This is a genomic window from Fructilactobacillus fructivorans (assembly GCF_001434095.1).
Taxonomy (GTDB): domain Bacteria; phylum Bacillota; class Bacilli; order Lactobacillales; family Lactobacillaceae; genus Fructilactobacillus; species Fructilactobacillus fructivorans.
Genome location: NZ_AZDS01000005.1, coordinates 1 through 22,443, shown reverse-complemented (window position 1 = coordinate 22,443; position 22,443 = coordinate 1). Strand labels below are relative to the sequence as shown.

19 protein-coding genes are annotated in these 22,443 nt (G+C 36.4%); 16 read left to right on the top strand and 3 right to left on the bottom strand.

From position 1 onward, the window contains the following. The first annotated feature begins 110 nt into the window (after positions 1-110). Complete coding sequence (gene wecB, locus FC73_RS05540) at positions 111-1,235, top strand: non-hydrolyzing UDP-N-acetylglucosamine 2-epimerase (RefSeq protein ID WP_010022788.1); 1,125 nt, start codon at positions 111-113, stop codon at positions 1,233-1,235. A 3-nt stretch (positions 1,236-1,238) separates the two neighbouring features. Continuing rightward, the gene (locus FC73_RS05535; protein ID WP_010022789.1) at positions 1,239-2,162 is read left to right on the top strand and encodes a YihY/virulence factor BrkB family protein; all 924 of its coding nucleotides are present in this window, start codon (positions 1,239-1,241) and stop codon (positions 2,160-2,162) included. Between the two features lie 22 nt (positions 2,163-2,184). On the opposite strand, the gene FC73_RS05530 is transcribed toward FC73_RS05535, so the two are convergent. Next, entirely contained in the window at positions 2,185-2,634 is a 450-nt protein-coding gene (locus tag FC73_RS05530; RefSeq protein ID WP_010022790.1) for a flavodoxin, read from the bottom strand. 84 nt (positions 2,635-2,718) lie between these two features. Between FC73_RS05530 and recX the strand changes: the two genes are divergently transcribed. The 7 genes from recX to FC73_RS05495 all read left to right on the top strand — a co-directional run bounded on the left by recX (position 2,719) and on the right by FC73_RS05495 (position 11,301). Continuing rightward, a complete protein-coding gene (recX, locus tag FC73_RS05525) occupies positions 2,719-3,534 on the top strand; it encodes a recombination regulator RecX (RefSeq protein ID WP_010022791.1) in 816 nt (271 codons plus the stop codon). 14 nt (positions 3,535-3,548) lie between these two features. Continuing rightward, positions 3,549-4,694, top strand: a complete 1,146-nt coding sequence (locus tag FC73_RS05520) for an AI-2E family transporter (RefSeq protein WP_010022792.1) — start codon at positions 3,549-3,551, stop codon at positions 4,692-4,694. 98 nt (positions 4,695-4,792) lie between these two features. Continuing rightward, positions 4,793-5,203: a glycerol-3-phosphate cytidylyltransferase gene (gene tagD / locus FC73_RS05515; RefSeq protein WP_010022794.1), complete on the top strand. Its 411-nt coding sequence runs from the start codon at positions 4,793-4,795 to the stop codon at positions 5,201-5,203. A 61-nt stretch (positions 5,204-5,264) separates the two neighbouring features. Further along, positions 5,265-6,140, top strand: a complete 876-nt coding sequence (locus FC73_RS05510; RefSeq protein WP_010022796.1) for a hypothetical protein — start codon at positions 5,265-5,267, stop codon at positions 6,138-6,140. 9 nt (positions 6,141-6,149) lie between these two features. Continuing rightward, the gene (locus tag FC73_RS05505; protein WP_010022797.1) at positions 6,150-8,174 is read left to right on the top strand and encodes a CDP-glycerol glycerophosphotransferase family protein; all 2,025 of its coding nucleotides are present in this window, start codon (positions 6,150-6,152) and stop codon (positions 8,172-8,174) included. 69 nt (positions 8,175-8,243) lie between these two features. Then, a complete protein-coding gene (locus FC73_RS05500; RefSeq protein ID WP_010022798.1) occupies positions 8,244-9,821 on the top strand; it encodes a peptide chain release factor 3 in 1,578 nt (525 codons plus the stop codon). A 58-nt stretch (positions 9,822-9,879) separates the two neighbouring features. Then, complete coding sequence (locus FC73_RS05495) at positions 9,880-11,301, top strand: C69 family dipeptidase (protein ID WP_010022800.1); 1,422 nt, start codon at positions 9,880-9,882, stop codon at positions 11,299-11,301. Between the two features lie 31 nt (positions 11,302-11,332). Here the strand turns inward: FC73_RS05495 and FC73_RS05490 are convergent, their stop codons facing one another. Both FC73_RS05490 and FC73_RS05485 read right to left on the bottom strand, forming a co-directional pair. Then, entirely contained in the window at positions 11,333-12,181 is an 849-nt protein-coding gene (locus FC73_RS05490; RefSeq protein WP_010022801.1) for a MucBP domain-containing protein, read from the bottom strand. 91 nt (positions 12,182-12,272) lie between these two features. Further along, entirely contained in the window at positions 12,273-14,288 is a 2,016-nt protein-coding gene (locus FC73_RS05485) for an ATP-dependent Clp protease ATP-binding subunit (RefSeq protein WP_010022802.1), read from the bottom strand. A gap of 161 nt (positions 14,289-14,449) precedes the next feature. On the opposite strand from FC73_RS05485, the gene FC73_RS05480 reads away from it, so the two are divergent. From FC73_RS05480 to FC73_RS05450, 7 genes are all read left to right on the top strand, one after another. After that, the gene (locus FC73_RS05480) at positions 14,450-14,644 is read left to right on the top strand and encodes a hypothetical protein (protein ID WP_010022803.1); all 195 of its coding nucleotides are present in this window, start codon (positions 14,450-14,452) and stop codon (positions 14,642-14,644) included. Positions 14,645-14,757: 113 nt separating this feature from the next. After that, on the top strand, positions 14,758-15,024 hold the full coding sequence (locus FC73_RS05475; RefSeq protein ID WP_010022804.1) for a phosphocarrier protein HPr: 267 nt from the start codon (positions 14,758-14,760) through the stop codon (positions 15,022-15,024). A gap of 1 nt (position 15,025) precedes the next feature. Further along, complete coding sequence (gene ptsP, locus FC73_RS05470) at positions 15,026-16,756, top strand: phosphoenolpyruvate--protein phosphotransferase (protein WP_010022805.1); 1,731 nt, start codon at positions 15,026-15,028, stop codon at positions 16,754-16,756. A 102-nt stretch (positions 16,757-16,858) separates the two neighbouring features. Further along, positions 16,859-18,043 (top strand): glycosyltransferase family 4 protein, encoded by a 1,185-nt coding sequence (locus FC73_RS05465; RefSeq protein WP_010022806.1) that lies wholly within the window; start codon positions 16,859-16,861, stop codon positions 18,041-18,043. A gap of 12 nt (positions 18,044-18,055) precedes the next feature. Then, a complete protein-coding gene (locus FC73_RS05460) occupies positions 18,056-19,078 on the top strand; it encodes a glycosyltransferase family 4 protein (RefSeq protein WP_056936301.1) in 1,023 nt (340 codons plus the stop codon). Positions 19,079-19,082: 4 nt separating this feature from the next. Next, positions 19,083-20,147 (top strand): lysylphosphatidylglycerol synthase transmembrane domain-containing protein, encoded by a 1,065-nt coding sequence (locus FC73_RS05455; protein ID WP_010022810.1) that lies wholly within the window; start codon positions 19,083-19,085, stop codon positions 20,145-20,147. A gap of 1 nt (position 20,148) precedes the next feature. After that, entirely contained in the window at positions 20,149-22,209 is a 2,061-nt protein-coding gene (locus tag FC73_RS05450) for an LTA synthase family protein (RefSeq protein ID WP_010022811.1), read from the top strand. Positions 22,210-22,443 lie beyond the last annotated feature (234 nt).

Sequence of the window (22,443 nt, the reverse complement as noted above, 5' to 3'; positions counted from 1 at the left end):
TTATTTACAGATTGATTATTATCATTTTATCATTAATTAGGATAGTTTGGCATCGGAATTAGACAAATCTTTTGATATAATTAAGGTACTAGACAGCGGAGGTGTTAAAGATGGGAAAACCAATTAAAGTTATGACTGTTTTTGGAACTCGGCCAGAGGCCATTAAAATGGCTCCAATTATTTTAGAAATGAACCGTCATCGTGATCAATTTACTCCCATTACCGTTGTCACTGGACAGCATCGCGAGATGTTGCAACAAGTGCTAAATATTTTCAAGATTATTCCAGACTATAATTTAAATATTATGAAAAAAGCGCAAACACTCAGTGATATCACTGTTTCCGTGATTGCCCAGTTAAATCCGGTTATTGCTAAGACTGATCCTGATATTGTTTTGGTTCATGGTGATACCACCAGCACATTTGCCGCATCAGTGGCCACTTTTTATCATAAAAAAATGCTTGGTCACGTTGAAGCAGGGTTACGAACGCATGATAAATATTCTCCCTATCCGGAAGAAATGAATCGGCAACTAACTGATGTTCTAGCTGATTTGTATTTTGCGCCAACGGAGTTAAGTAAAAAGAACTTATTGAAAGAAAATCATCCGGAGTCTCACATTTTTGTGACCGGTAATACTGCCATTGATGCACTCCATCAGACGGTTAGTGACCATTACCATCATTCCATTTTGGATAAGATTAATCCTAAGCATCGGATTATTTTGCTTACCATGCATCGTCGTGAAAATCTGGGCGAACCGATGAAACGAACGTTTGAAACCATTAAAGAAGTGGTCGATCATCATTTGGATGTTGATGTGGTTTATCCCGTTCATTTGAATCCGGTTGTACAACGAATGGCTCGTCAAATTTTCAAAGATGATCCTCGCATTCATTTAATTGAGCCATTAGACGTGGTTGATTTTCATAATATGGCTGCTCGAAGTTACTTTATTATGACTGATTCTGGTGGGGTCCAAGAAGAAGCGCCGTCCCTTGGTAAACCAGTTTTGGTACTTAGAACGTCAACAGAGCGACCTGAGGGAGTTAAAGCTGGTACTTTAAAGTTAGTAGGAACTGATCCTCAGACAATTCGAAGAGCTATGGAAGATCTCTTAGATTATCCAGCTGAATACCAAAAAATGGCTGATGCACATAATCCATACGGAGATGGAACAGCATCTCAGAAAATTTTATCTGCAATTGAGGCAACTTTTAAAAAGGAGTCCTAGCTTGTGGAATTGAAAATAAACCAAAAATTTGTTTCTTTCATTAAATTGGTAATGAAGCATTTTAAGATGGGGAATGTGTCTGATTCTGCCATTGTCTTGGCATACTACGCTTTGCTATCTCTATTTCCCATTTTAATTATGCTGGGCAGTATCATTAAGTTACTACACGGAGATCCAAATGATATTTTAATGTATATCAAAACAGCGGTTCCGCCGTCAATCTATACGATGCTCCTTCCCATGATTAAATCGGCCTTTGATAATAATAATAGTGGGGGAAGTTTATCGATTGGACTACTACTGGTAATTTGGTCTGCTAGTCAAGCAATGGCAGCTTTTCAAAGAACGGTTAATCGAACGTATGGCGTGGCTGATGATCAAAATCCGATTATGAATCGCTTAATTTCGTTTGTATGGATGCTTTTATTGGTACTTTTATTGATCATTTTGATGATTCTCCAAGGATTTGGTCAAGGGATTATTATGTATTTAAGACCCATTTTGCATCTTTCCACCGTCGCAACTAAAGTTGTGGCAGAGATCCGAATTCCCTTTATCATCGCAGTATCATTTATAATTGTGATGCTCCTTTATTATTTTGTTCCCAGCGTTAAAACCAAGATTCGTTATACTATTTTTGGTTCAGGCATCTCAGTAATCGGACTAATGATTTTGTCTCAAGCATTTTCGTTGATCATTGAGTACTTTTTTAGAAATATTACTGCTTTCAAAACATTAGGAACCTTTATCGTAATTATGTTGTGGTTATATTTTATTGGACTCGTTCTGATGTTCGGATCTGTCATTAATGCAAGCGTCCAAGAATACTATACTGGGAGTATTGAATCCACGAGGGGATCTGTCCGCTCAATTATTACCAATGCTCGTAAATTTCGTTCTGAAAAGAAAAACACCACCAAAAATTAAGTGGTGGCGTTTTGTTGATTGATTACTTATGACTTGCTTCGACTAATTGGCGTGAAAATTCATCGAGATCCTTAATGTCGTTTTCATCTGGTTCAAGGTTGATTTTGACACTTTTAGCCCCTTGAGTAGCGTTGGTTGCTTTTAGAGCCTTGGTGAATTCGTCAACAGCAACATTATAGTATTCCTGGTAAAAAACGTCTCCAGATCCTGCCACTCCAAAGATTTTGCCCTCTAAATTAAGGGAATCAAGGTCTTCAAAAAAGTCCATTCCCTCTTCTGGGAGTGCCCCTTCATCATACGTATAGGGACATATCACAATAATATCGGTATCTTTAAGTTCATCAGCATCGGTTTGAGAAATTTCGGTTTCTTCAACGTCGACACCAAGGTCTTCTAACCCCTCGGTCACGATGTCAGCAACATCTTCGTTATTTCCGGTAATGGTGGCATAAATCACGTGTGCTTTTGGCATGAGTGAATCCACTTCCTTTATAGTATTTGCAAATAAGTATATCAGAATAGTTTTAACTTGTTAATTTGATGGGAGTTGACGTTGGTGGACAAGCAGTCGGCAAAAAAATTAAAAGTGACTAAGATCGTTACTCAAAAAAGACCAGGGAGATATAATGTGTACATTAATGATCACTATGCCTTCCCAGTTAGTGAAGAAGTGATGATTAAATTTGGCATCTTTAAGGATTCAGAGCTAGATCAGAATCAGATCAATCAAATTAAAGTAGCTGATGATGTTTCAAAGTTATATAATAAGGCTATCAATTTTATTTCATATCAGACACGCTCAAAAAAGGAAGTCAGGGACAAATTAAAGTCATTTTCAGATAATCTGGAAGCAATTGATAAGGCAGTTGAACAACTGGAACAGATCAATCTGCTTAACGATGAGCACTATGCTGATACATATGTAAAGGGAGTTGTTGAACAGCAAAACAAGGGTCCTCTGGCCGTTTCACGTTATTTAAAACAGAAGGGAATTGCGGATGAATCCATTAACATTGCGATTGAAAATAATTATCCAGAAGAAGCGGTGTTAAGAAATGGGGAAAATCAAGCAAAAAAGGTTTTTGCGCATAACCAGCGTTTTCCATTCAACAAGCGGATTCAAAAAACAAAGACTTCCTTATACCGGAAGGGCTACTCATTTGATGATATTGACACCATTATTAGCGAGATGAACTTTCAGGGTGACGCTGAACAGCAAGATGAGTTACTAAATAAAGAAGGTAACAAAGTCTGGCACAAATATCGAAATTATGATGACGCCAAACAACGTCAGAAATCAAAACAGTCACTTTATCGGAAGGGTTTTGATCTGGATGACATTGATCAATTTCTGGACACAAAAGAAAATTAATTGGAGTGAATTAAATGAACAGATTTAAGAATTCAGCTTTATTTTTTTGGACGATTGAGATCCTAATTGCGGTAGGAATTGTTTATTTGTGTTCCAAAGTTGGTTTTATCTTTTCACCAATTGTCATTTTTGTATCAACCATCTTTGTTCCCCTGCTACTGGCGGGATTCTTGTACTATATGCTTAATCCGATCGTTAATTTACTGATGAAAATAAAAATTACCAAAACGAAGAAAATCAATCGAACGTGGGCAACTGCCATTGTGTTCTTGATTGTGATTGGCGTCATTGTTTACATGGTCTTTTCGTTTGTTCCCCGATTAATTACACAGGTAGCAAATATGGTGGGGGCCGCACCCGAGTTCGCTAAACAAGGTCAAGAATTATTAACTAAGGTTACTCGTTATGGATTCTTAAAAAAGGTGGACTGGCGTCCCATTGTTGATAAGCTACAGTCTTCCTATTCGTCGTATCTAAAGACGGTTCTGGCAAACTTAACTAGTAGTGTCGGATCTATCATTTCAATGGCTACTAATGTAGTGGTAACAGCAATTACGGTTCCAGTAATCTTATTTTACATGTTAAAAGATGGAAATAAGTTATTACCAAGTATTGAGAAACTAATGCCCGCTCTATCAAAACATCATCAGAAACAGACCGTTACATTACTAAAGAAGATGAATCATACGCTTTCACGATACATTGGAGGTCAAGTGATTGAGTGTCTGTTTGTTGGAACATTTACCTCGCTAGGATACGTTTTGATTGGTCAAAAGTATGCACTTCTGTTAGGAGTATTTGCCGGGTTATGTAACATCATTCCTTACGTTGGTCCTTATATTGGAATTATTCCATCGCTTTTCGTTGCCTTTTCAGATAATATTATGCAAGTTATTTGGGTAATTGTGGTGGTTATTATCGTGCAACAAATCGATGGTAATCTGGTTTATCCAAATGTAATCGGTAAGTCACTCAAAATTCATCCCCTTACCATTATTATTATTTTACTGGCAGCGGGACACATTGCGGGATTATTTGGGATGATTTTGGCTATCCCGGTTTATGCGATTGCTAAAGTAATTATTGAATATTGTTATAATATTTGGTTAGTACAACATGATAATCCCAATACTACCCCTAAGGACGATGCACCAAGTTAAAATTTTTTTATGGAATAATTAATTTGATTGACGGTAATGGTAGATATGCTAACATTTAATTATGAATTAAAGATAAGTGAACCTCTACAGGAGATATTATGACAAAAGTAATTACATATGGCACTTTTGATCTACTTCATAAGGGTCATGTACGTTTATTAAAACGTGCTCGTGAATTAGGTGATTCGTTGACGGTTGGCCTTTCAACAGACGAGTTTAACGCCGTAAAAGGGAAACGAGCTTATAATTCCTACGAAGATCGAAAGTACATCTTGGATGCTATTCGGTATGTTGATGAAGTAATTCCTGAAAAGGGCTGGAATCAGAAAATTTCTGATATTAAAAATCACAATATTGACATTTTTGTAATGGGTGATGATTGGAAAGGGAAGTTTGACTTTCTTAAAGATTACTGCAAGGTAATTTATCTTCCACGAACTCAGGGGATTTCAACCTCTAAAATCAAGTCTGATTTAGGTGTTACAAGTAAAAGTGATTGGGAAGAATAGATTTTGTACACGGATACCCTAGTTTAATTACTAGGATATTTTGGCGTCTAAAGGGAGAAAAATGGCACAGGCACTTTTTTTGGTAACTTCAGTTCACGGAGCTCAAAAAGCTAATTTTAAAGATAGACTTAGAAGAATGGTTGATGATGGAAATGAAATTAAAATTGTAATTTCTATTTTTAACTACGACAAATCACAGTACGTGACCGCTCTTATTAATGAACTAGCAAGTTCATTTCAAAATCATAAGCAAGCTGAAATTCTGCAATTATTTGATATTTTTTATAAGCAACGAGGAATGAAAGATCCAGATAAGGAAGCAGATGTTGATCTTGCTTCATTAAATGTGCAAAAAAAAGTGGTTAAAAATCATCATATCGAAGTTTATAGTGATGATAATGGATTAGTTCGGGCTGAGCTCTATGAAGTTCTACCCCAATCTGGTTTGTACAAATTAAATTGTTATAAGGGATCGAACGTTTCTAAAGTGATTTATTATAATGAACAAAAGAGACCCGTTGCTGTAACCAGTCAGGTTAATAGTAATCATTGGACAACTAAATTTTTAAATCAAAATGAGGCCATTTCATGTTGTGTTGATCAATTATCCGGAGGACCCATGCAACAGTATTATTTAAGCAAGACTTCCATTATCCAATCGCCTGAAAAGAGTGTAAAGCTTTCTAAGCCAGTTAGTAATCTAATTGATGATGATGAAAATACTGGGAACGTAAAATACGTGATGAGGGATTCGGCGGTTTCTTCCTACGTGATTTCAGATTATGGTAATGCGAGTCGATACAGTGACTTGGCTGCTTTTAATGTTTCTTTGATCAATCAGTACGGCGGTAACAGTGATACCACTGTTTTTATTGATCTGGATGACATGATCAATTTTTCGAAATATCTCAATAGAAACGTAATTTTCAACTATTAAGGAGAAACAATGCGAGTAATACTTTCTAACGTTACTGGAGAACAATCAAAGCTGAAAATTGAATTTGAGTTGGTTAATCCTAGTTATGCAAATGAGGATGCAACTGTTACTCTGATTGAGAAAGAAAGTTTAGCTTCGATTACCGTTCCCGTGCCTGCTCAAAATGTTAATGGTAATACTGCGACTATTACAATTGATCCAACTAAATTTCACTTTGATTTGATTGGACAGGATGAATTTCAGTGGCAGCTTTATTACTCTTGCGGAAATACAGAGCATCGCACACTGATCCAAGTTGAGGGTGAGTACGTCAGTGCCGTTCATCGAATTGGCTTTAAAGCTTATTATCAGTACGATATTGATCCATCAGGAATGGCAGCTTTTTATGTCCGAACTAATCGGACTGCCAAACAATTTGTAATGAACTCAGCTAATTTATTTGGAAATGGTAAGCTGCGTTTAACTGGTTTTGATCAAATTAATGACCAAAAACTTAATAAAATGGCCATTATTCTTAGAAGGGCGAGCGATCAAAATGAACAAACCTATCCAGTGCATAAGCGTCCCTTCAAAGGAATTTTTGAAATCACCATTCCTTTAGAACAACTTAATGATGAGGATACATATCGTCTTTACATTGAATATGATTATCAAGGAAAACATTTACGCCAAAGATTAGTAATGGATACCTCGTTGAGTTCGTTTAGAACCATCGCCAAACTGGCTAATCATCACGAATTGGTCTTAAAAGAGGGTCATAAGGGTCAATTACGGGTCGTTGCAAGAAAACAGCCAGATGCATCAAAGCGAATCACTAAATTTCGTCACAAGTTAACCCACTTGTGGAAATCGTTTAAGATTCTAGCTGGTAAAGTTAATCGTTTACGACTGAGAAAATTATTTAAGCGCGGTCATACACCGTTTGCTACTACGACAATTGTATTTGAAAGCTTTGGGGGACGCCAGGTTAGTGACAGTCCGTATGCCATTTATCAAGTTTTTAAGAAATTATACCCTAAACTTAATTTTGTATGGTCAATTCAAAAATCACAAAAGCAGTTTTGTAAGGATCATAATATAAATTACGTGATCAAGAATACTGGGCGTTGGGTTCGAATCATGGGAAAAGCTAAGGTATGGATTAGTAACGCACGTTTTCCAGCCTGGGTCATTAAACCTGATTACGTAACCTACGTTCAAACGTGGCATGGCACCCCACTTAAGAAATTAGGATTGGATATTGAACGAGTTTCAATGCCTGGAACCACGACCAATAAGTATCATGATAACTTTGTAAAAGAGGCCAATCGGTGGGATGCTTTGATTTCCCCCAATGATTTTTCGACAAAGGTCTTTAGAAGTGCGTTTGGTTATGAAAATCAAATTTTAAAAGTTGGTTACCCACGAAATGATGAACTGATCAACGATAATTACCCAACCGAGATTAATAAGATTAAGGATAAACTTGGCATCCCACGGAATAAGCAAGTGGTGCTGTATGCACCCACCTATCGTGATAATCAGTTTGAAAGTAAGGGGAAGTATACTTTTAAGCTACCGTTTAGTTTAGATGAGTTTAAACAACGTTTTGGGGAAGATACCGTCTTGATTTTACGGATGCATTATTTGATTTCAAACGTGTTAGACGTGTCTGACTATCATGGGTACGTTTATGATCTATCAAATTATTCAAATATTTCTGACTTGTATCTGATTTCTGACTTATTAATTACGGATTATTCCTCAGTCTTTTTTGATTATGCTTACCTTAAGCGTCCCATCTTGTTTTATCCTTATGATTACCATACTTATAAGGATGAACTACGTGGATTTTATCTTAACTATGAACGTGATTTGCCTGGGAAAATTGTTTATGATCCTGAGCAACTAATGAATGGGATTGAAAGTGCCTTAAAGAATGATGACGTTGAACACGATCCTAAATTTATGGATTTTTATAATCGGTTCTGTAGGATTAATGATGGATTAAGTTCAATTAAAGTAATTGATTATGTAATGCAGCAAATTCGTTAAAAGTAATCCGGAATTTCCGGATTTTTTGTTTTATGGTATACAATCAGTCTATAAAGAAAGGAAGAAAAGATGAAAAAAGCAGACCTAGAAAAAGAAGTTGATAAACGGAGAACTTTTGCCATTATTTCTCATCCAGATGCCGGGAAAACAACGATTACCGAACAGTTATTACTTTTTGGTGGGATTGTTCGAGAAGCCGGAACCGTAAAAGCTAAGAAAAGTGGCAATTTTGCTAAATCAGATTGGATGGAGATTGAGCAGAAACGTGGAATTTCCGTCACTAGTTCCGTGATGCAATTTGATTACCAAGGGAAACGAATTAATATTTTGGATACTCCTGGTCATGAGGATTTTTCAGAAGACACTTATCGAACTCTTATGGCGGTTGATTCTGCCGTCATGGTTATTGACGCTGCCAAGGGAATTGAACCACAAACTAAGAAACTGTTTAAGATTTGTAAAATGCGGGGAATTCCAATTTTTACTTTTATGAATAAGTTGGACCGTGACAGTAAAGATCCAATGGAGTTAATTGATCAACTTGAAAATGTACTTGGTATTGAAGCTTATCCGATGAATTGGCCGATTGGATCAGGAAGAATTTTAAAGGGCTTATACGACCGTTATAATCGACGAATTGAATTATATAAGACGGAAGCCAAGGGTGAAAGTTTTATTAAGTTAGATGATGACGGCAATATTGTTGGCGATAGTCCGTTAAAAGATGACAGTATTTACCAAGACGCAAGAAGCGAGATGGATCTAATTTCTGAAGCGGGGAACCAATTTAGCAAAACAAAGATTGCTAATGGTGATCAGACGCCCGTCTTCTTTGGATCTGCCTTGGTTAATTTTGGGGTAAAAACATTTTTAGATGCTTACTTGAAGCTTTCCCCGGCTCCTGGTCCTCACAAAACATTGCAAGGGAATGAAGTTGAGCCCACTTCGCCAGAATTTTCAGGTTTTGTGTTTAAGATTCAGGCTAATATGAATCCACGTCATCGTGATCGAATTGCGTTTGTACGGATTTGTTCAGGTGAATTTCAGAAGGGGATGGATGTTACACTTGATCGGACCCAAAAATCCATTCGTTTATCTAACGTAACTGAGTTTATGGCTAATACTCGAGAAAACGTGCAGACGGCTGTTGCTGGCGACATCATTGGCCTTTATGATACGGGTAATTTCCAGATTGGTGATACGATTTATACGGGAAAGAAACCAATTGCGTTCGAAAAGCTACCGCAGTTTACCCCGGAACTATTCATGCGAGTTTCAGCTAAAAATGTTATGAAACAAAAGTCATTTCACAAGGGAATCAAACAGCTCGTTCAAGAAGGTGCCATTCAACTTTACACCAATTACAGTACTGGTCAGTACATTTTAGGGGCAGTTGGGCAACTTCAGTTTGAAGTATTTCAGTTTAGGATGAAAAATGAATACAATTCTGACGTTGTGATGGAGCCGATGGGCCATAAGATTGCTCGTTGGATTGATCCTGATCAACTGGATGAGAAAATGTCTTCATCCCGAAACATTCTGGTGCGTGATCAGAAGGGAGATCCATTGTTCCTATTTGAAAACGAATTTGCTGAACGATGGTTTAAGGATAAGTATCCTGATGTTAAGTTAACTGCCAAGCTTTAGGATTGAATTAACACAATATTAGTTTTAAACTGGCATTTATGAGAGGTAGATGTGAATTATGAAAAAACTAAGTGCTTGTACGAGTGTAATGGTTGGGAAAGATGCTAGTGTTGATGGTTCAACGATGATTTCGCGTAATGATGATACTTTTTTGCCATTGACGCCGCAACGTTTCTACGTTCAGCCTGCATATCAAAATGAGGATAAAGTTTGGAAATCCAATCAAAATGGCTTTACGGCTCAGATGCCAAAATCAGGTTATCGGATTTTAATGACTCCTAACGCTGATGTTAAAAAAGAAGGGGTTTACGCTGAAAGTGGTTTTAACGAGAAAAATGTTGCCATGAGTGCTACTGAGAGCGTTTATGGAAATGAACATGCTTTAGCTCATGACCCATTAGTTGAACACGGATTAGCTGAAGACTCATTACAATCAATGGTGTTACCTTACATTAATTCTGCACGTGATGGGGTTAAGTACCTAGGAAACTTGATTAAAAACTATGGTTCTCCAGAAGGTAATGGGGTTCTCTTTAGTGATAAAAATGAAGTTTGGTATATGGAAATTGTTACTGGTCACCATTGGGTTGCTCAGCGGATCCCAGATGATAGTTACGCTGTAGTGGCAAATGAGGTAGCAATCCAACAGGTTGATTTTGATGATCCTGAAAACTTTATGTATTCTGATGGATTGCAAGAATTTGTGGGAAAGTACCATTTAAATCCTGATAAAGCTGGTTTTAATTTCAGGCATATTTTTGGTACCCACAATGAGTTTGATCATCATTACAATACCCCACGAGTTTGGTATGGACAAAAAGTCTTGAATCCTGAGATTGAACAAAGTCCTACTTCCAATGACTTACCATTTATTAGAAAAGCCGATCGTAAGATTGAAGTTAGTGATGTTGAATTTATTTTGAGTTCACATTATAACGAAACTAAGTATGATCCCTTAGCTAAGGATCCACAGGAATCTAACACTCAATTTCGACCAATTTCAATGAACCGAACTCAAAATTCACATGTTCTTCAGATTCGAAACGATGTCAGTGAAAAATGTTCTGCCATTATGTGGTTGAATTTTGGGGTTCCTGCTTTTAGTCCATATGTTCCCTTCTTTGCAAACGTTAATGAGACAGATCCTAGTTACGAAAATACTCCATTAACTATGGATGATAAAAGTGCATACTGGATGTACCGAAAGTTATCAATGATTGTTGAATCACATTACAGTAATTTTATTCAACAAGATCGTGATTTTAAAAAGTCTGCTAATGAACTGTTTTTAGGCCATCTTTCGGATACTATTAATCAAGCATCGAATATGAGTGAATCAGATGCCTCCGAGTTTTTAAAGGATCAAAACCAACGGCTTGTTAAAGAGATGCGAGCTCGAACCTATCAGTTTATGCATGAACTGATGGAAAAGGGACTTACGCTTTCTAAATTAACTTATAATATGGATAAAAATCTATAATAAAAAAGCCTACTCAACTGAGTAGGCTTTTTTAGTTTAAACGTTTATCAAAGTTGTTAACTCGAATTGTTTGATGTTTTTTGACCCATTGGGAACCACCAAGATTTAGCCAATCACCTTGATTAGTTTTAATCTCCGTAAAAACTCGCCATGTCGATCCTGCTGGTAAAATTTGATCATATTTGCGATTTTGCTGGGGTGAATCATACACTGACGTTGGAATTTTCATTTTAACGAGATAGTTAACTGACTGAACCACTTTCCAATTAGAACGGCGATAATACAAGATGATGTTCTGGGGCTTTTCAGTAAACTGACCGTTTAAATCTCCGATTGAGAGATGAAGGTCGTAATTTGAGATAACTGGTGCCTGAAGTGAGAAATGATGATGAAAGGAACCGTTCACAATAATTGGAGTCTGGAGAAGCCTGAAAGTATCAAAATCGAAGCAATAAACACTAACTGGTTGACCAAGTATAGGCATGTAATGGAATTTAATTAACTGGTTGGACGTGCTCATTTTTCTAGTTAATCCATCGATATTGACAAGAATGTAGTTTTTGATTTGCGGAACGATGAAATTAATGGGATCACCAATGGAACCACTAATGATTTCCGTTGGTTTGAGTTGATTACCGGCTTGATCAACAAACTCCATTAAGACGGTGCTTGGCTTTTTTGCTCCGGATTGTTTAGAAAAGGGACGTTTAGTTTCTGATGTGGAACTTTTATGTATGGGATGCTGATTAAATGAGTTATCAGGAACCGAAGGGGATTGAGTGGGGTTGTTAGTTTGTTTGCTTGGTTGATGGACCCGATGTTTGGTGTGTTTATAATGATGACCGGTTCTCAAAAGAATTTTTTTCATCCAATTAAACATAATTTTCCTCCACTGATGATTTATATTGATTTTACCATTTTTGGAACCAAAAAAAGACCCCGATTAGAATTCTAATCGGGGTCTAACTTAATTACTTAGCGTTAATAATGATATTGTTGTCTTTATCGGTATCGGCAACTAAATTGTTAGTTTCTGGGTGATTCAAGAAGTAATCAGCAGTTTGATCTTCTAATTGTTCTTGAATTACTCTTCTAAGTGGACGAGCTCCCATTGAAGGATTGTATCCTAATTCAACAATTTTTTGTTTAGCTGAATCAGTAACCGCGATATGAACGTTTCGTGATGAAAGCATGTTGTTCATGTCTTTAATCATTAAGTCAACGATTTGATTCAAATCGTTCTTAGAGAGTTGATTGAACTCAACAATATCATCGAAACGATTCAAGAATTCAGGCTTGAAGTAAAGTCCAAGCTTATCCATTACTGAATGAGTCTTACCAGTTGATTCTGGGGTAAATCCAACGCTTGCTTCTGCGTCACTTCCAGCGTTACTAGTCATGATAATGACAGTATCCTTGAAGGAAACGGTCCGACCTTGTGAGTCAGTTAAACGACCATCATCCAAGATTTGCAGGAATGTGTGCAGAACATCGGGATGAGCCTTTTCAACTTCATCCAATAAGATTAAGCTGTAAGGATTACGACGAACTTTTTCAGTTAACTGACCAGCTTCATCGTATCCAACATAGCCAGGTGGTGAACCAATCAACTTTGCGACTGATTGTGGTTCACGATATTCTGACATGTCAAATCGGATCATTGAATCTTCAGATCCAAATAATTCTCTAGCAAGTTGTTTAGCCATTTCAGTCTTACCAATTCCAGTTGATCCAACGAATAAGAATGAACCAATTGGACGACCACTACCATTAAAACCAATTCGGTTTCGTTTGATTGCCTTAGCAACCGAATCAACAGCCTTGTCTTGTCCAATAACGTGCTGCTTTAAGTTTGGAGCCAGATCCTTTAACTGTTGCTGTTCCTTGGCTTGTAGTTCACCAACTGGGATATTAGTCATTTCTTCAACAACTTGTTGCATATCTTTTTCGGTAACGGTGTTGTGCTTTTTACTTGTAGCACCCTTATCTTTACTTTGGTGTAGTCGTTTGATCTTATCGCGATAGTAAGCAGCTTGTTCGTAATCTTCCTTATCTAAAGCAACTTCTTTTTCATGCTCGGCACTATCAATTTCTTTATCAATTGTTTTAGGGTCGATAATGTTTAAAGTTAAGTTCTTCCTTGATCCGGTTTCGTCCAATAAATCAATGGCCTTATCGGGAAGATAACGATCACTGATGTAACGATCGGAGAGGGTAGCAGCCGCTTTGACTGCTTTATCAGCATATTTAACTAAATGATAGTTTTCATACCGGTTTTGCAGACCCTTTAAAATCTTAATTGATTGATCGACCGTTGGTTCTTTAACCATGATGGGTTGCAATCGACGTGAAAGAGCTGAATCTTTTTCAATATCACGATACTCTTTCATGGTGGTTGCACCAATTAACTGAAAATCACCACGAGCAAGGGCTGGCTTTAGAACATTACCAGCGTCCATGCCACCTTCAGCATTACCAGCGCCCATGATTTCATGAATTTCATCAATGAATAAAATGACGTTTCGGTTAGATTGAACTTCCTTAATTAATTGTTGCATTCTTTTTTCAAATTGACCACGAACTCCAGTACCTTGAACCATGGATACCATGTCTAATTGGATAACTTGCTTGTTTTGTAGCTTTTGGGGAACGGTTCCATCAGCAATCTTTTGGGCTAAGCCCTCAACAATCGCTGTTTTTCCGACTCCAGCTTCACCAATTAAGACGGGATTATTCTTACCTCGACGGTTTAAGACTTCAATGGCACGTGCAGTTTCTTTATCACGTCCAATGACTGGATCGAGTTTTCCAGCTTTGGCTTTCTTAGTTAAGTCAGTTCCATAGGTAGAAAGAATTGATTTTGAACCATTTCTACCATTACCTTGTCCACTTTGTGGTGGAACTTGGTAGTCGTTTACTTGACCATTTTGCATTGCGCGAAGAAAGTCATCAAGACTACCAAATCCATATGAACCTTGTCCTTCCATAGTTTAAGCCTCCTTTTGCTAAACTAAATCGTCAGACAAAAGTCTGACCTTTATTGACCATTCATGAATATTATACGCACTAATGATATTCAATCAAGTATTTTGACTGATCTAAGAATGGTTTTAAATGTGTTAAGATTAAAGTTAATTAGGAGGTTGTTATGAGTAAAAATAAAGATGATTTTACTAAATTATTAAATCAATTAAAAGATGGTGAAATTAAAGATTTGACAATTAATCCAAAAGATTTTCCTGAATTTCAACAAGCTTTTATGAATTTTCCAACCCGGAAGAGGATCGTGGGCAAAGCCAGTGAAAAGGGTATTTTAACCTATCACTATTCATCTGAAAATTAGCGCTATGACAATTATGTAAGCGATTAATGATAATTACTTGTTTTTTAGATGATAAATTGATATTCTTAAACTGTAAATAGAGTTAAATAAACGATTAAAGGAGTGCGTTCATTATGGAGAAACGTCAATTCAAAATTACTGTAGAAACTGGCATTCACGCTCGTCCAGCAACGTTGTTAGTTCAAACTGCAAGTAAATTTGATTCAAACATTAGTCTTGAATACGGAGACAAATCTGTTAACTTAAAGTCAATCATAGGTGTTATGTCATTAGGTGTCGGCGAAGGTGCTGAAATTACAATTTCAGCAGATGGCGACGATGCTAAGGAAGCCCTTGATGCAATTGCCAAGACTATGAAGGATGAAGGATTGATCGACTAATATGACTACCCTAAAAGGTGTCGGTGTTAGTGATGGAATTGCATTCGGTAAAGCTTATTGTTTAGCTAAACCAGATTTGACTTTTGATAAAGATACCTTTTTAGGTATAGAACAAGAAGAAGCACGCCTTAAAAAAGCATTTCGAGATACTAAAACAACTATTATGAATATTAAACAGCATAATAGTGCCGAGATGGCTAAAAAGTATCTTGATATTTTAGATTTTTATTTAGAAGTTTTATCTGATCCAGAGTTAATCAATGAAGTTAAACGGGTCATAACAGAAGAAAATAAGAATGCTGCAGTTGCATTGAATCGTGTGTTCAATCAATATGCAGCTATTTTTTTAAAAATGAATGACGAATATCTAAGGGAACGTGTTCATGATATTAATGATATGCGTGACCAACTCCTAGGGCGTTTACTTGATATTGATACTCCTGATCTTTCGCTTATTGACCAGCCCGTAGTAATTGTTGCGAATTCCATTTCTCCAACTCAAATCGCACAAGTTCAAAAGGAAAATATTCTTGGAATCGTCACAGCGGTGGGAACCAAGACATCCCATGCTGCAATTATTTCTCGCAGCATGGATGTTCCGGCTGTGTTAGGATTACAAACCAGTCTAAGCAACATAAAAAATGGGGAACAATTAATCGTTGACGGAAGTAGTGGCGAAGTAGTTACGGCTCCTGATCACCATGAAATTGAGAAATACCAAAGAAAATCAGAAAAATTTAAACAACAAAGAAAAGTTTGGGCTAAATTTATAAACCAGCCTACTAAAACGCTTGATGGGCAAAATCTTTTACTAGGGGCAAACGTTAGTAGTGAAAATGAGGTTGAAAACGCCCTAAATGTCGGTGCCGATTCAATGGGATTGTTTCGGACTGAGTATATTTATATGAATTCTGATCATCTCCCGAGTGAAGATGAGCAAACTTCGATTTACCAAAACATCGTCTCGAAAGTTAATGGGAAGCAACTAACTTTTAGAACGATGGACATTGGTGGCGATAAATTAGTTAGTTATTTGCCTAATATTGCGCATAAAGAGTCCAATCCCTTTCTGGGGTATCGAGCCATTCGTTATAGTTTAGGGGAAAGTTCTATTTTTCGTACCCAGATCAGAGCGCTTCTTAGATCTTCTGCTTATGGACCAATCCGAATTATGTTTCCAATGATATCGACGATTTCAGAACTAGACCAAGCACTTTCAATTTATAATGAGGAACGACAAAATTTAATTAATGAGGGTGTCCCGGTTGGTTCCGTTCAGTTAGGAACTATGATTGAGGTGCCAGCTGCAGCAATTATGATTGATAAAATTATCTCTAAGGTGGATTTTGTCAGCATTGGGACCAATGATTTGGTCCAGTATACGGTAGCCGTTGACCGTGGAAATGAACGAGTTTCGTATCTATACCAAGCTTGTGATCCTGCGGTACTACGACTAATTGGTCACGTCGTGAGGATGGTTCATAAGGCGGGAAAAATCGTGGGAATTTGTGGAGAAGTAGCTGCTGATCCTCAGGTAATTCCGTTTTTAATTGGACTAGGAATGGATGAATTATCGACGACGCCTACTCAAATTTTAAAAACCAGAGCTTATATTAGTAGAATCAATTCGCAAACTGCAGGTCAATTGGCAGATAATATTATTTTAAACGCTGGCACTACTAGTGAAGTTAATAATATGATTCAGGACTTCACTTCTAGAATGCCAGAATAAACGTATCATTGAGACTTGAACAGATGAACACAAAGTTGCAAACCACGTTTTAAACCCATATAATTACATTTGTTTAACGTCAAAGAGAGAAGGGGAAACTACGTGAATATTGGTTTGTTTACAGATACTTACTTCCCGCAAGTCAGTGGAGTTGCTACATCAATCAAAACATTAAAGGATGAGCTCGAAAGACGTGGTAATCACGTATACATTTTTACAACAACTGATCCTAATGTAGAAAAAAACGATGATAGTGAAAAAGACATTTATCGTTTTTCAAGTGTTCCTTTTATTTCTTTTACCGAGCGAAGAATTGCAGTTAGAGGGATTTTTCAAGCTTATCAAATCGCTAAGCAACTTAAGTTAGATATTGTTCACACTCAGACTGAATTTTCGCTTGGAATCATCGGTAAATTTGTTGCTAAAAATTTAAACATCCCGTGTATTCATACTTATCACACTATGTATGAAGATTATTTGCATTACGTTGCCAACGGTAAACTATTGAAACCCGTCCATGTAAAGGAAATGATGTTAGCTTTTTGTCATCACATGGATGGTGTAGTGGCTCCAAGTAAGCGAGTTTTGGATAAGTTAACGGACTATGGAGTGAAAAGTCCCATTCGGATTATTCCAACTGGGATTGATGTGAAGCATTATGAAAAAAATGATCATGTTGATATCAGAAAAAAGCTGGGTCTTAATTCCAATACTCCGGTAATGGTGTCTGTCAGTCGAGTTGCATATGAGAAAAACATTTCGGAAATGATCGATGCTTTGCCCAAAATCTTGAAACAAGTTCCTAATGCCATGTTGGTCATTGTTGGTGAGGGACCTGCTGAAGACGATTTAATGAAGCAAGTTAGTGACATGAAACTTAATGATCACGTTATTTTTACGGGAGAGATTAACAACAATAACGTTAATGATTATTATCGAATGGCTGATGTTTTTGTTTCTACCTCGAATTCTGAATCTCAGGGATTAACCTATATTGAAGCGGTGGCTGCTGGTACGAAAGTAGTTGTGGCGCGAAGTCCATATACAGATGACTTAATTGATGATAAATCCATTGGGATGACATTCGAATCTGAAGATAAGTTTGTAGAAGAGACGGTCGATTATTTGCAAAATCGTGGTCGATATCCAGATTACCAGAATGTACAAGAACAAAAATTGCATGAGATCTCTGCGGAATATTTTGTAGATCAAATGCTGAGCTTTTATGAGGATACCATTCAAGAATTTAATCGAACGAAAGCTAAACAAACTAACACATCTGACTGAGGAGTTTTGTTGATGTTAAAGATTGACATGTTTTCAACGGCCGATAAAGTAAAGGGCCAAGGTGTTGGGAGTGCCTATGTTGAATTGATTGCAATGTTAAAAAAACATTTTCCCAATGAGTTTGACATTGAAATCAACAAATTTAATCGTTCCGATATTAGTCATTACCACACCATTAATCCATCTTTTTATTTATCGACCTTTTCAAAAAAGCGAGGAAGAAAGATTGGATATGTTCATTTTTTGCCGGAAACGCTCGAGGGAAGCTTAAAAATTCCAACACCTTTTCGACAAATTTTTTATAAGTATGTAGTGGCATTTTATAAGCGGATGGATCACATTGTAGTTGTAAATCCTATGTTTATTCCTAAACTGGAGAAATATGGGATTGACAAGCAAAAAATTACATATATTCCTAATTTTGTTAGTAAAAAGGAATTTTATCCGATCTCAAAACCTCAAAAGAAACAACTACGAGATCAATACGGTTATGACGAGAATCGTTTTACCGTTCTTGGAACTGGCCAAGTTCAAACTCGGAAGGGTGTAATTGATTTCGGCAAGTTGGCTAAGCAAAATCCTGATATTCAGTTTATTTGGGCTGGTGGCTTTTCATTTGGCAAAATGACGGATGGATATTCTGAACTGAAAAGATTAGTTGATAATCCACCCCAAAATCTTAGTTTTCCTGGGATTGTTGATCGTAAAGAATTAGTTAATTATTATAATATGGCTGATTTATTTCTTTTACCGTCGTATAATGAATTATTCCCAATGTCAGTTTTAGAGGCATTTTCGTGTGGAATTCCAGTTATGTTAAGAAATTTATCTTTATATAAAAAGATTATTGACGGATATTATATTTCAGCAAATAATGAAGTTGAAATGGATAAAAAGCTTAAGGTGTTATTAAATGACCCTAACTTACTAAAACAGTATGCGGAAAAGTCACTTAAAGCATCAGATTATTATTCCGAGGATCATCTAGCCAAGATTTGGCATGATTTTTATTTTGACCAGGCGAAAAAGGGGTAATTGAATGTCCAGAAGAAATAAAATTTCACTACTTATCATGATTGCCCTTGGGCTCTTAATTTCGTGGTATGCGGCAAGAGACATCAAGTTTAGTGTGCTTATAAGAGACATTGTTGATATTAATCCATTGTGGCTTTTAATCGCACTTGGTTGCATCTTGCTTTACTTTGGTCTTGAATCAGTAATTACTTATATGTTAGTGCGTAACAGTGATCCAAACTTTACGTTTCGGGATGCGATTCGGGTTCCCTTAGTTGAACAATTATTCAATGGGATAACGCCATTTTCATCTGGTGGTCAGCCAGCTCAATTGTTTGTCTTGATTCAATCTGGTGTTGATGGGGGACGAGCAAGCTCGGCTTTACTGATGAAATTTGTGGTTTATCAAGCAATGATTGTAATCAATTTCTTTATTGCTTTAATTATTGGATTTAACTATGTAATTGATAAAATGCACGCTTTGGCGTGGTTTGTTGTCTTTGGATTTGCAATTCATATGTTTGTAATTGTGTCATTATTGATGATTATGTACTGGCACTCATTTACTAAAAAATTTGTTAATATTTGTATTAAACCGGTGAAATGGTTTGTTAAAGATGATACATTTTATAAGTTAGTAAATACTTTAAATCAAAAAATTGATAACTTTTATAAAGAAAGTGTGAAAATTGCTCATCAAGGTAAATTGATGGTAAAAGTATTTGTCATCACTTTCTTTCAGCTCCTTTTTTATTACTTAATTCCTTACTTCATTATGCTTGCTTTGGGTTATACTAATGCTAATGTGGTAATGGTTACTAGTCTTCATATTTTAATTGTAATGATTATTTCGATTTTCCCAATTCCCGGTGGAGCCGGGGGAGCAGAATATAGTTTTGAGATGATCTTTCGAAGTTACATCACTAATGGAAGTAAACTTGTACTAGCGATGATTTTGTGGAGAATTCTTACGTATTACCTTGGCTTAATTCTTGGAGTGTTTGCGCTTGTAATGAAACCAAGTGAGAAGGCACAAAAGAGTCGAAGGATATTAAAGGGCAAAAGTCATAAGAGTTTTGGAGGAAGCTAGGATGTCTCGAATATTAAAAAGCATTCGTAATTTTTTTAATACCACCATTGGTTTTTTTGTACTGGTAATCGTTCTGTACTGGATAACCACATTGGTTGTTTATAACGTTGATTTTAGTTTGGGTGTCAAAGGTGGCATGCAAACGTTTTTGCTCATCGTTAATCCGATTCCTTCAGGATTGTTGTTATTTGGGATTGCCCTGTACTTTCGTGGGAAACTTTCTTATTGGTTAATGTTAATAATTGATTTTCTTCAATCGACTTGGCTCTTTGCCAACGTTTTGTATTATAGGGAATTCTCCGATTTTTTATCAATTGGAATTATTAAAGGAACTGGTGATGTCCAGAATAACCTAGGAAAAAGTATGATGGAGATTTTGCATCCAGCTGACTTTTTGATTTATCTAGATGTTTTGGTCTTGATTTTATTACTGGTTTTTAAAATCATTAAGATTGATTATCGTCCGTTTAAGTATCGTTATGCAATTGGAATAACTTTATTGTCTATTTTGTTAATGGGGGGAGAATATTCCCTTGCTAATTCAGATCGAAGTGGCCTTTTGACGAGGACTTTTGATAATAACTACATTGTTAAGTATTTAGGGTTAAATGAATATGCGGCCTTTAATGCCTATCAGACCCATCAAGAAAGTTCTACTAGAGCAAAAGCTAAGGCTTCTGATCTAAATAGTGTGAAGAAATTTATTAACCAACATCAGACCTATCCAAGTGTTAAATACTTTGGAAAGGAAAAGGGAAAGAACGTCTTCATTATTCATTTAGAGAGTTTTCAACAATTTTTGATTAATTATAAGGTTAATGGACAAGAAGTAACTCCTAATATTAATAAGTTTTATAGTGACCAACACACGATTTCGTTTGATAATTTTTATCATCAAGTAGCTCAAGGTAAAACTTCAGACGCTGAAATGATGCTTGAAAATTCGTTGTATGGTTTGCCACAGGGATCTGCCATGGTTACATATGGTTCACAGAACACTTTCCAGGCGGCTCCTGCAATATTAGACCAGAAGGGTTATTCAACGGCCGTCTTCCACGGAGATGTCCCTAGCTTTTGGAATCGGGACAATACCTATAAGTCATGGGGATACCAGTACTTCTTCGACAGTAATTATTATAAGAAGAAGGCTTCATACAACGTTGGATATGGTATGAAAGATAAGATCTTGTTTAGAGATTCTATTCCATATTTGGAAAAATTACCGCAACCATTTTATGCTAAAATAATTACTCTTACTAACCATTACCCATATGAACTGGATAAGCAGAATGTATCGTTCCCTGCACTCAAAACAGGAGATAGTACTGTTGATCCATATGTTCAGACGGCTCACTATTTGGATCAGTCTTTTGGTGAATTTGAAGATTATTTGAATAAGAGTGGTTTAATGAAAAATAGTGTAATTGTGTTATATGGTGATCACTATGGTATTTCTAATAATCATCGACCAGCAATTGCCAAACTATTAAATAAAAAGTCAGTTAATAATTATGATTTAGCTAACTTCCAGAAAGTGCCATTTATGATTCATGCTGATAATTTGGATGGGCATGTTGATCATACTTATGGTGGGGAAATAGATGTTTTGCCAACCTTACTCCATCTATTAGGCATTAAGAATAATAATATGATTCAGTTTGGACATGATTTGTTAGGTAATAATCCTAACCAAATTGTTCCATTTCGGGATGGTGATTTTGTTACACCACAATACACTAAGATTGGTGGAACAGTTTATGATTCTAAGACTGGGCAAGATCTCAAACTGAATAAAGAACAACAGCAACAGGTTGATGATATTCAAAATTATGTAACGAGTGACCTATCATTGTCGGACCGAGTTATTTATGGTGATTTGCTTCGTTTTTATCATCCAAAGGGATTCAAGCCAGTAAATCGAAAAGATTATAACTATAAACCTAAGAATGCGATGGAACAATTGGATAAAGCCGATAAAGAACATAAGACAGATCTGATTGATCAGCATGGAGGAAAATCGACTGTTCCTATGTATCATACTGATGCGCCGGAGCTTAAGTAGGCAATTTAAGCATTTAGATGAAAATCTAAATGCTTTTTTTATAAAAAAGTCTTGACGGAATTTTATTTACTTGGTATAGTAGTTCTTGTCGTTAAGTCCGCCAAAACAATTTGGTTAAAATTAGTCAGACTTTTCTATTGACAACAAATTAACCACATGGTATATTAGTATATGCGGCGTTGAGGTAAAACAAAACGGCGATCAGTAAGAGTAGATCTTTGAAAACTGAACAAG

Bases quoted from the DNA above. Each gene is read 5' to 3' on its own strand.
- wecB (WP_010022788.1), top strand. From the start codon at position 111: ATGGGAAAACCAATTAAAGTTATGACTGTTTTTGGAACTCGGCCAGAG.
- FC73_RS05530 (WP_010022790.1), bottom strand. From the start codon at position 2,634: ATGCCAAAAGCACACGTGATTTATGCCACCATTACCGGAAATAACGAA.
- FC73_RS05520 (WP_010022792.1), top strand. From the start codon at position 3,549: ATGAACAGATTTAAGAATTCAGCTTTATTTTTTTGGACGATTGAGATC.
- tagD (WP_010022794.1), top strand. From the start codon at position 4,793: ATGACAAAAGTAATTACATATGGCACTTTTGATCTACTTCATAAGGGT.
- FC73_RS05510 (WP_010022796.1), top strand. From the start codon at position 5,265: ATGGCACAGGCACTTTTTTTGGTAACTTCAGTTCACGGAGCTCAAAAA.
- FC73_RS05505 (WP_010022797.1), top strand. From the start codon at position 6,150: ATGCGAGTAATACTTTCTAACGTTACTGGAGAACAATCAAAGCTGAAA.
- FC73_RS05500 (WP_010022798.1), top strand. From the start codon at position 8,244: ATGAAAAAAGCAGACCTAGAAAAAGAAGTTGATAAACGGAGAACTTTT.
- FC73_RS05495 (WP_010022800.1), top strand. From the start codon at position 9,880: ATGAAAAAACTAAGTGCTTGTACGAGTGTAATGGTTGGGAAAGATGCT.
- FC73_RS05490 (WP_010022801.1), bottom strand. From the start codon at position 12,181: ATGTTTAATTGGATGAAAAAAATTCTTTTGAGAACCGGTCATCATTAT.
- FC73_RS05485 (WP_010022802.1), bottom strand. From the start codon at position 14,288: ATGGAAGGACAAGGTTCATATGGATTTGGTAGTCTTGATGACTTTCTT.
- FC73_RS05480 (WP_010022803.1), top strand. From the start codon at position 14,450: ATGAGTAAAAATAAAGATGATTTTACTAAATTATTAAATCAATTAAAA.
- FC73_RS05475 (WP_010022804.1), top strand. From the start codon at position 14,758: ATGGAGAAACGTCAATTCAAAATTACTGTAGAAACTGGCATTCACGCT.
- ptsP (WP_010022805.1), top strand. From the start codon at position 15,026: ATGACTACCCTAAAAGGTGTCGGTGTTAGTGATGGAATTGCATTCGGT.
- FC73_RS05460 (WP_056936301.1), top strand. From the start codon at position 18,056: ATGTTAAAGATTGACATGTTTTCAACGGCCGATAAAGTAAAGGGCCAA.
- FC73_RS05455 (WP_010022810.1), top strand. From the start codon at position 19,083: ATGTCCAGAAGAAATAAAATTTCACTACTTATCATGATTGCCCTTGGG.
- FC73_RS05450 (WP_010022811.1), top strand. From the start codon at position 20,149: ATGTCTCGAATATTAAAAAGCATTCGTAATTTTTTTAATACCACCATT.